This window comes from Variovorax sp. 10N432 (assembly GCF_056394465.1).
Genome location: NZ_JBFTHX010000076.1, coordinates 1 through 10,921, shown reverse-complemented (window position 1 = coordinate 10,921; position 10,921 = coordinate 1). Strand labels below are relative to the sequence as shown.

The window sequence follows — 10,921 nt, the reverse complement described above, 5'->3', positions numbered from 1 at the left end:
CGCGGTGAACATGTCGCAGCTGAACGCGACCAACCAGAGCGTGGCCGGCAATACGAACGCGATCGGCGCCCTGGGCGACCGCGTGACGCAGAACACGACCGACATCGCCGGCAACACGGGCGAGATCAACACGCTCAAGAACAGCGTGACCAACGGCACGGCAGGCCTGGTGCAGCAAGCTGCAGCCGGTGCCGACCTGACGGTGGGCAAGGCCACYGACGGCGTGGCGGTGGACTTCGCCGACAAGGACGGCAACACCCGCACGCTGAAGAACGTCACGGCCGGCGTCGCCGAYAASGACGCGGTGAACATGTCGCAGCTGAACGCGACGAACGGACGCCTGGGCACGGCCGAGACCAAGATCGAGGGCAACACGAACGAGATCACCAACATCTCGAACAAGCTCGACAACGGCACGGTGGGCCTGGTGAAGCAGGACGCGACGACCCATGCCATCACGGTGGCTGGCGACAAGGCCGGCACCTCAGTGAACTTCGCGGGCACCGAAGGCGATCGCGTGCTGAGCGGCGTGGCCGCGGGCAAGGCCGAAACCGATGCGGTCAACGTCGGCCAACTCAAGAAGGCCGGCCTGGTCGACGCCGGCGGCAACACGCTCGACGCAGTGACCTACGACGCGGGCTCCGACCGCGGCACGGTGACCTTCAACCAGGGTGGCGCTGCGGTGCTGCTGCAGAACGTCGGCGCCGGCAGGGCGAACACCGATGCGGCCAACGTCGGGCAGTTGCGCGATGTCGCCTCCTCGCTGGGTGGCGGCGCCACGATCGATGCCAACGGCAAGATGGTGGCACCGAGCTACACGGTGAACAACGCCACGTACGGCAGCGTGGCGGATGCCCTCAACGGCCTGGCCGGTACGATGGACTCCGCGAAGAATCGCATCACCCAGGTCGAGAAGGTCACGAGCACCTCGCAGGCCAATGCGCATGTGGCCACCAGCGGCGATGCGACGCAGGCGGCCGTGGCCAGCGGCGACAACGCGGTGGCGATCGGCGCCGGCGCGACGGCTTCGGCCGGCAACAGCGTGGCGATCGGCGCCGGCTCGACGACCGGCAATCGCGAGAACACCGTGTCCGTCGGATCGGCAGGCAACGAGCGTGCGATCGCCAACGTGGCGGATGCCGTCATGGACACCGATGCCGTCAACAAGCGTCAGCTCGACTCGGTCGCGGACAGCGCCAAGGCCTACACCGACCAGCGCATGGACCAGGTCCAGTCGGACATCGCCAGCGTCAAGCGCGATTCGAACGCAGCAGCCGCGTCGGCCATGGCGGTGGCGACCCTGCCGCAGTCGATCATCCCGGGGCGGGGCATGGCATCGGCCGCGCTGAGCAACATGGGCGGCGAGTCGGCCCTCGCCATCGGCGTGTCGAAGGTGTCGGAGAACAGCCGCTGGGTCACCAAGATTGCGGGCACGGTCAACACGCGCGGCAACGCCGGCGTGAGCGCAGGCATCGGCTTCCACTGGTAAGTCGGCTTCCGGCTGAATGAAGAAGGGACGTCACGCTGAGCATGACGTCCCTTTTTTTCGTGCAATCGCCCAGCGTGGATTTAACCGACGGTAGGCACGGCACTGTAGTACTTCGTGTGATGTTTCGCTGGGTCCTTTCAGACCCTTCTGATGTTCCGCGATCAATGCGGTCCGTACGATTCTTTGCTGCCTTCCTGCCGATCCCGGAGGCCGCCATCACGGCCGATCGACATCCGCCGACCTCGCGTCGGCATCCATCCTCAACAGAACGCGGCATGCGTGATCCGCAATGCCTGAAGGGAGCCAACATGATCGCCTTGCCTGCCGTGGCCCTGGTCTGGGTCTTGTCATGAGCCGCGCCGCTGCCCGGCGCGCCGGGGTGCTGGCGTACTCACCCCGTTCGCGCGAACTCATCCGCCGCGTGCTGCGTGCACTGGGTCACTCCCCGCTCGTCTTCACGAATCTCGACGAATTCCTGGCATTGGGCCCGGGCGCTGCCCACCTCGATCTGCTGCTGCTGGGCGATATGCCTGATACCGACAGCCAGGGCCGGGCCGTGGCCGCCTGCGCGCACGACCTGATCGGGTCCACCGTTCCGGTGCTCCGCGTGCCCATGCAGCAGCCGGGACGCGCGGTCCGCCAGCGCGGGGCGGTGGGCGGCGGGAAGGTCGCGACCTCGCCGCGCTACTTCAGCGACCTCTATCGCGTCATCCACTCGTTCCTCGATTCGCTCGGATTCGCCAGCACGCCGCGCCAGCTCGCGTGGGACCGCTACGCATTCCATCCGACCGAAAGAATCGTCACCTTCAACGATGAGAAACTGAAACTCGATGCGGTGGACTTCGACATCGCGCTCGAATTGTTCTATGGCGCCGGCCGCCCGGTCGCCGGGGCCTGGCTGACGCGCATGCTGCCGGCCGGCGAGCACGGTGCCAACTGGCATCGCATCGACAACCTGGCCTGCACCATCGACGATCTGCGCGTCGCGCTCGCGCTCGACGGCTCGAACGGCTGGGCCCTGGAGGCCTTGCCGGGCGCCGCCTACCGGCTCGAGAACAGGCCGCCGCAGAGGCGCCAGCCAACTCTTGCGCGCGCACCGCTGGCCGCCGTCCCGAAACCCCGCCGCGCGGTGCCGGCGGCCGACCTGGGCTGAGCGCGCAGCGCCCATGCCAAGCCCGGCCCAGCGGGCGCCGGCTGTGCCGTCGACTGGCGCGTCTTGCGCCGATCGTCTAGTCTCCGCCCGAGCGGTCTTCAGATCGAAGCGGAGTCTCCATGATCAAGGCGAATGTCCTGTGGCGGACTGTCGACTCGGGCACTGTCACGATGGCGTTGGCTTGCGTGCTCGGCGTCGCGAGCTATTTCTTCGGCCAGCCGATGGCCATCGAGCTGCATTGGTTCTGGATGGCGTTGATATCGTTCAGCATCGTCGCGCTGGTGATCCTGCAGTACCTGCGCACCCGTGCCCGCCAGCGCCTCGACGACCAGATCCATGCCATCCTCGATGCGGTGCCGCACGGCCTGTTCTTCAAGGACACGAATTTGCGCTACCAGGTCTTGAACGCCGAGTTCGAGCGCGCCTTCGGCCTGCGCGCGTCGGCGGTCATCGGCAAGAATGATCTCGACGTTTTCGGCACCGCGCTGCGCGATCGCTTCGTCGCCCAGGACCGCGAGCTCATCGCCTCAGGCCAGGCGCGCAGCTTCGACGAAGACATCGTGGTCGACGGCGTCCGGCGCAGTTTCCTGGCGAGCAAGCGCCCGGTCCGCGATCGTCACGGCGAGCTGCACGGCATCGTCGGCGTGGTGGTCGACGTGACCGAGCAGAAGCAGCTGCAGCGCGATCTCGAAGTGGCCCTTGGCCGGCTGCGCATCGCACTCGACGCCGCGGGCATGGGCACCTGGGAATTGAACCTGAGCACCGACGAAGTGCATGCCGACGCGCGGGCGCTGAAGATTCTCGGCATGCAGCGCGGCGAAACAGGCCTTTCCGCGGCTTTTTCCCGGGTGCATCCGGACGACGCCGCTGAACTCGACCGGCGGCTGGCCAGCGCGCGGCAGTCCGACGAAGTCATGGCGTACGAGTGCCGTATCGTCGACGACTCGGGCGCGGTGCGCTGGATCGAGGGCTTTTCCTCGCGGAACCGGCGTCGCGGCGACCACGATTTCCTGATCGGCATCAACCGCGACATCACCGACCGGCGCCTCGGCGAGCTGGCCCTCCGCGACGCCAAGCGCGAGGCCGAGCGGGTGCTGGCGGAACTCGAGCAGTCCCAGGCCAACCTGGCGCTGGCGCTGACGGTCGGCGGCCTCGGCGTCTGGCGCTCGGTGACCCGCGCCCACAAGGATTCCGCCGCGGCCGACATGGCCCTGGGCGACACGGTCATCACGGCCGACCCCAAGATCCGGGAGATCTTCCGCCGGCCCGACCAGGCCGACATCTGCTATCGCGATCTGCTCAGGATGCTGCCTCCCGAGGACCGCTATCGGGCCGGGCGCGCCATGCGCAAGGCTTACCGGCGAGGCCATGGCGCCTACCGGGACCACCTTCGAATCAGCGGCCGCGATGGCGAACTGCGCACGCTCGACGTGCGCGGCAGCGTGACGTCCAGCGTCGAGGACGGCGCCGATCCGGCGTGGGTCACCTTCACGGGCATCGTCAAGGACATCACGCGCGAAGAAGCGCTCAAGGCCGACCTGACCGCCAAGGCCGAGGAGGCGCGCGCGGCGCTCGACGCCAAGCGGCAGTTCCTGGCGATGATGAGCCACGAGGTGCGCACCCCGCTCGCCGGCGTGCTCGGGACCATCGACCTCGTGATCGACACGCCGCTCACGGATGACCAGCGCGCGATGCTCCTGCGCAGCCGGGAATCATCGGTCGCCTTGCTGACGATCATCAACGACATCCTCGACTTCTCCAAGATCGAGGCTGGCAAGCTCGAGCTCGAGAACCGGCCGCTGTCGTTGCACGGGCTGGTCGAGGACATCTGCCTCACGGTGGCCCCGGACGCGCAGCGCAAGGCGATCGGCCTGACATTCGATGTCGACCCGCGGATTCCCCAGTTCATCGTGAGCGATTCGGTGCGCCTGAGGCAGATCCTGACCAACCTCATCGGCAACGCGCTCAAGTTCACCACGGAGGGCGGCGTCACGGTGGCGGCGCGTCGGCCCTCCGAGACCTCGCTGGAGCTGTCGGTCGCTGACACCGGCATCGGCATCGACCCGGCTGCCATCGAGTCGCTGTTCGAGCCCTTCCGGCAGGCCGAGGTCGCCACCACGCGCCGCTATGGCGGCACCGGCCTCGGGCTGACCATCGTGCGGCAGCTGGTCGACCTGATGGGCGGCAGCATCCGCTGCGAAAGCCAGCTGGGCCAGGGCAGCCGCTTCATCGTCACGCTGCCGCTGCGCGCCTGGACATCGGCTGCCGATGCGGCGCCGACCTTGCGTCCGCTGGGGCGTGCGGCCTCGGGCGGCGGGGCGGTCACGCCGATCGGTCGGGGCCGCAAGCTGCTGTTCGCCGAGGACCATCAGCTCAACCGCGAGGTCATCACGATGCAGCTCGCCAAGCTCGGCTTCAGCTGCGATTGCGCCGAGGACGGCGAGCAGGCCTGGGAACGGCTGACGACGCCCGGTGCCGACTACGCCCTGCTGCTGACCGACTGCCACATGCCGCGCCTCGATGGCTACGACCTCGCCCGCCGGGTGCGCGCGCGCGAGGCCGAGCTCGGTCTCGCCCGCCTGCCGATCGTGGCCCTCACCGCGAATGCCCTGCAGGGCGAAGCCGAGCGCTGCCGGGCACTGGGCATGGACGGCTACCTGTCCAAGCCGCTGCAGCTGCTGGACCTTCGCGACGCGCTGGCGGACGTCCTTGATCGCCCGGCTGCGCCGGCCGACGCGCCAGCGGTCGACCAGCCCGTGCCTGCCGCTGCCTATCCGGCGCTCGCCGCGCTGTGCGGCGGCGATCCCGCCGAAGTCGCGCAACTGCTGGGCATCTTCATCACCGCCACCCGGCAGGACCTGGAAGGCTTCGACGCCGCCATCGAGGCCGGTGACCGCGTGCGATTGCGCCAGCTGGCCCATCGGCTCTGCTCGGCTTGCCATCAGCTGGACGAAGAAAGCGCTGTCGCCGCGCTGCGGGCCGTCGAGGCACTGGGGACGGCCGAGGGCGCGGGGTCCGATGCGGTCGCCCAGGGGCTCTGTGCCGCGGCGCGCGGCGAACTGGTGGCGGCGCTGTCGCGCGCCGAGGCCTTCGCGAGCAGACACGGGAGCCTCGTCTGAGCGCTGTCGGGTAGCGGCGGGGCGGCCCCTTTGGGCTTCCGATTTCGTGATTTATGACGCGGTAGCCGAGGTCATGAGGGCTTCCGGCCGTCTTTCGGAATTTTCATTGCCGAGTCGCGCCCCGTTCTCATTCTGTATTCACGCCCTCTTCAATACAGTCCGCGATTCAAGCTGGTAGGGGTGGGCCGTCTAACGATTCGGCGCCCCCTCGGCCGCTGCGGGCCCTGCTGGCCTGCAACTCGATTCGCAAGTTATTTGTTCGGTTTTTTCTATTCTCTTCACAGGGCTGGGGTATTCAGTGGCTAAAAAAAAGACGGCTGTAGTCATCAACAAGAACGGCAAGAAGGCGGGTGATCCGATCGCCCTGGACGGTGCGGCGCCGCTCAAGATCAAGGCTTTGCCGAATGTCAAGTACCTCTTGAAGGGCGAGGGCGACGTCGGACCTGAAAACGCCACGTTGACGCGCGTGGGCGACGACCTCCATGTCACGCTCGAGGGCGAGACCAGCCCGGCCCTGGTGCTGGAGGGCTTCTATGCCCTGGCCGAGCCTTCGGGCATCTACGGGGTGGCCGAGGATGGCCAGCTCTATGCCTATGGCCGCACCGATGGCGGCGACATCTTCTCGCTGGCCGATGGACAGATGGCGCCCGTCGCGCTGGCCGGCGACCCGGTACCGCCAGGGCCGGTGGGCGAGGACAACCACTTCGCGTTCTGGCCGCTGCTGCTGGGTGGGCTGGGTGTCGCGGCGCTGGCCGGCGTCGTGACGGCCATTGCGCGCGAAGGCGGGTCGGAGGGCGTGGAGCCCATCGTCGTCAAGCCGCCGGAGCCGGCGCAGAAGCCGACCACCAGCGGGATCGGGCAGGTGATCGACGACCAGGGCCCATTCAAGGGTCCGATCGCCAATGGCGGCTTGACCGACGACAGCCAGCCCGAATTCACCGGCAGGGGCGAGCCCGGCAACAAGATCACCATCACCGACAAGGATGGTTCCGTCATCGGTACGGCCACCGTCGCGCCGGATGGCAGCTGGAGCGTCACGCCCGACAAGCCATTCACGGAAGGCTCGCATTCGGTCACCGTCACCGAGACCGACAAGAACGGCAACACGAGCGATCCGTCGGACCCCTTCGGGTTCGAGGTCGACACCACGCCGCCGGCGCCGCCCCATGCCAAGGTCGATGGCACCATCGACGACACCGGCCTGGTCAAGACCGAAAACCCCATCGTGAGCGGCACGGATGGCGAACCCGGCAACACGATCACGGTCACGTTCCCCGATGGCTCGACGGGCACCGCCGAGGTGGGTCCGGACGGAAGCTGGTCGGTGACTGCGGATAGCAAGCAGCCCGAGGGCGACGGCAAGATCATCGTGGTCGAGACCGACAAGGCCGGCAACCCCAGCGCCCCGGTCGAACTGCCGGTGAACGTGGACACGGTCGATCCCCGCGCGCCCACCTTCGGCCAGGCGATCGATGACCAAGGCGTGCTGCAAGGGCCGCTGAACAATGGCGACACGACGGACGACAAGGCCCCTACCCTGACCGGCAAGGCGGAGCCCGGCAGCACGGTCAAGATCTACGACGGCGACGAATTCCTGGGAGCCTCGCAAGTTGATGCGAACGGCAACTGGACCTTCACGCCGATCGCTGACCTCAGCGAGGGCGAGCACGTCTTCACTGCCACGGCGACCGATGCGGCGGGCAACACCAGCGACAAGTCCGACGAATTCAAGCTGACCACGGACTACACCGCGCCCGACGTCAGCAAGCTCGCGATCACGGGTGTCGAAGACAACGTCGAGCCCGTCACCGGCATCGTGCCGGCGGGTGGAACCACCGATGACAGTCAGCCGCTCATCAAGGGCACGGGCACCGCGGGCGACACGATCATCGTGTCGGTCATCGATGTCAACGGCACGCACGTACTGGGCAATGCGTTGGTCGACAGCAACGGCAACTGGTCGCTGCAGGTGAGCGGTCAATCCCTGGCTTCGGGCGACAACACATTCACGGCCATCGAGATGGACCCGGCGGGCAACATGACCGACCCGAGCAATCCCTACACCGTGACCGTCGACGTCGTCGGCCCGAATGCGCCGGTGATCGAAAACGTCCGGGACGACGTGGGCGAGGTGCACTTCCTCCACAAGGGCGAGGCCACCAACGACGACACGCCGACCATCATCGGCACCGCTCAGCCCAAGAGCCTGGTCAAGATCTACGACGGCAGCACGCTGCTGGGCAGCGTGCAGGCCGGTGACAACGGCAAGTGGGAATTCACCACCGATTCGCTGAAGGACGGCCCGCACGGCATCACGGCCACCGCGACCGACGCTGCCGGCCAGGTCAGCGCACCGACCGGCGTCTGGGCCTTCACGGTCGACACCACCCCCCCGGCCGCGGTCGACGACCTCCAGGTGGTCGACAACGTGGGCGACCAGCAGGGTGACCTCAAGGACGGCGACACCACCGACGACAGCCGCCCGACCTTCAGCGGCAAGGCCGAGCCGAAAAGCACCGTGACGGTGTACGACGGCGCGACCAAGCTGGGCGAAGCGCCGGTGGACGACCAGGGCAACTGGAGCTTCACGCCGAGCACGGCGCTGCCTGACGGCGAGCACAGCTTCACCACGACGGTGACCGACCCTGCGGGCAACGTGAGCGGGGCGACCCCGCCGCTGAACGTGACGCTGGACACCACCGGCGTGGTCGTCTCCATCGGTGCGGTGATCGATGACCAGGGCGCAGTCACGGGCAACATCACGCCCAACGGCGTGACCGACGACGCCCGTCCGGAGATCACGGGCACGGGCAAGCCCGGCAGCACCATCACGGTGTACGACGGCACGAACGAGCTGGGCACCACGAAGGTGAACCCTGACGGCACCTGGAGCCTCACGCCCACGGGCGACCTGGACCAGGGTGCGCACAGCATCACGGCCGTGGCCAAGGATGCGGCGGGCAACACGAGCGATCCGACCTCGGCGTTCGTCTTCAGCGTGGACACGCTCGCACCGAACGCGCCGGTCATCGGTTCGGTGACGGACGACGTCGGCCCCAAGCAGGATCCGCTGCACAGCGGCGACGTCACCGACGACCCCTCGCCGACACTCAAGGGAACGGCCGAGCCGGGCAGCATCGTCACCGTGTACGACAAGGGCGAGCCGCTGGGCTCGGTCCAGACCGATCCGGGCGGCAACTGGACCTTCACGCCGACCACGGGGCTTCCTGAAGGCGAACACGTCTTCACGACCACGGCCACCGACGCGGCGGGCAACACCAGCGACAAGTCCGACGAGTTCAAGGTCATCACCGACTACACGCCGCCGGACTTCACGAAGCTGGCGATCACCGGCGTGTACGACGACCAGGGTGAAGTCACGGGCAACGTGGCCCCTGGCGTGACCACGGACGACAGCGCGCCGCTGATCTCCGGCACCGGCACGGCGGGCGACAAAGTGATCGTGTCCGTGACCAACGGCCTGGGCACGTACGTGCTGGGCAGCGCGACCGTGGATGCGAGCGGCAAGTGGGAACTGCAGGTGGCGAAGCCGCTGCCCTCCGGCTCGAATGAATTCACGGCGGTGGAAGCTGACCCTGCGGGCAACGAGACCAACCCGAGCGCGGGCTACGAGATCGTGGTGAGCGTGACGGTGCCGGCGGTGCCCGTGATCGAAAACGTCCGCGACGACGAGGGCGAAGTGCACAACCTGCAAAAGGGCGAGGTGACCGACGACGACACGCCGACGATCATCGGGACGTCCGTGGCGGGCAACATCATCAAGGTGTACGACGGCAGCACGCTGCTGGGCAGCACGCAGGTGAAGGCCGACGGCACCTGGGAATTCACGACCGGGTCGCTGAGCGACGGCGGCCACGACATCACGGCGACGGCGACCAACGCGGTGGGCCAGACCAGCCTGCACACGGGCATCTGGAACTTCGTGGTCGACACGACGGCGCCGGACCCGGTGCAGGGCCTGGTGGTGACGGACGACGTCGGCGACCAGACCGGCGATCTCAAGAACGGAGACACCACCGACGACGCACGTCCGAGCTTCGCAGGCAAGGCGGAGCCTGGCAGCGTCGTGAAGGTGTACGACGGCCCGACGCTGCTGGGCAGCGCCCAGGTCGACGGCGGCGGCAACTGGAGCCTGGAACTGCCCAAGGACCTGCCGGACGGACCGCACAACTTCACCACGACGGTGACCGATCCCGCGGGCAACGTGAGCGGCCCGGGTGAAGAACTCAACGTGACGGTGGACACCTCCAAACTGCCGGTGACGATCACCGCGGTGGTGGACGACTTCGGCCCCATCACGGGCAACGTTGCGCCCAACGGCGTGACGGACGACCTGCGCCCGGAAATCCAGGGCAGGGGCAAGGCCGGTGGCCTGATCGAACTGTTCGACGGTGCCGAGTCGCTGGGCACGACGACGGTGAAGTCGGACGGCACCTGGAGCTTCACGCCGTCGGCGGACCTGGGCCAGAACGGCCACAGCATCACGGTGGAGCAGACGGACACCACCGGCAACAAGAGCAAGGCGGGTCCGTTCAACTTCAGCATCGACACGGTGGCGCCTGGGGCGCCGGTGATCAGCGAAGTGCTGGACGACGTTGACGAGGCAAGCGGCACGCGCGCGCTGGTCAACGGCGAGACCACCAACGACCCGTCGCCGACGCTCAAAGGCACGGCGGAAGCCGGCTCGAAGGTGACGGTGTACGACGGCGACAAGGTGCTGGGCTCGGTCGATGCCGACGCCCAGGGCAACTGGGTGTTCACGCCGACCACCCCGCTGGTGGAAGGCGAACACGTCTTCACGGCGAAGTCGACGGACGCTGCGGGCAACACCAGCGCCGAGTCCGGCGAGTTCAAGGTGATCACGGACTACACGCCGCCTGGGGCGCCRGTGCTTGGCGGCGTCGAAGACGACAAGCCGTACATCGAAGGTCCGGTGGTCAACGGTGGCTCGACGAATGACGAGCGTCCGACCATCAGCGGCACCGGAGGCAACTCGGGCGAGAAGGTCGTGATCTACGACAACGGGGTGAAGATCGGCGAGACCGATGTGAACCCGGACGGCTCGTGGAGCTTCACGCCCGACCTGGGCAAGGAATTGAACGATGGCCCGCACCACGTCGAGGCGACCAACGTCGACGC

4 protein-coding genes are annotated in these 10,921 nt (G+C 67.7%); all 4 read left to right on the top strand.

All coding sequences use genetic code 11. The features are described 5' to 3' along the window. Positions 1-1,489: YadA family autotransporter adhesin (locus AC1DF3_RS35775; protein WP_478142636.1), on the top strand; the 1,489-nt coding region annotated here is incomplete at its 5' end. Between the two features lie 349 nt (positions 1,490-1,838). After that, positions 1,839-2,642: a hypothetical protein gene (locus tag AC1DF3_RS35770; RefSeq protein WP_478142635.1), complete on the top strand. Its 804-nt coding sequence runs from the start codon at positions 1,839-1,841 to the stop codon at positions 2,640-2,642. Positions 2,643-2,761: 119 nt separating this feature from the next. Then, positions 2,762-5,761 (top strand): PAS domain-containing hybrid sensor histidine kinase/response regulator, encoded by a 3,000-nt coding sequence (locus tag AC1DF3_RS35765; protein ID WP_478142634.1) that lies wholly within the window; start codon positions 2,762-2,764, stop codon positions 5,759-5,761. A 298-nt stretch (positions 5,762-6,059) separates the two neighbouring features. Continuing rightward, the coding region (locus AC1DF3_RS35760) for an Ig-like domain-containing protein (RefSeq protein WP_478142633.1) at positions 6,060-10,921 on the top strand (4,862 nt) is incomplete at its 3' end.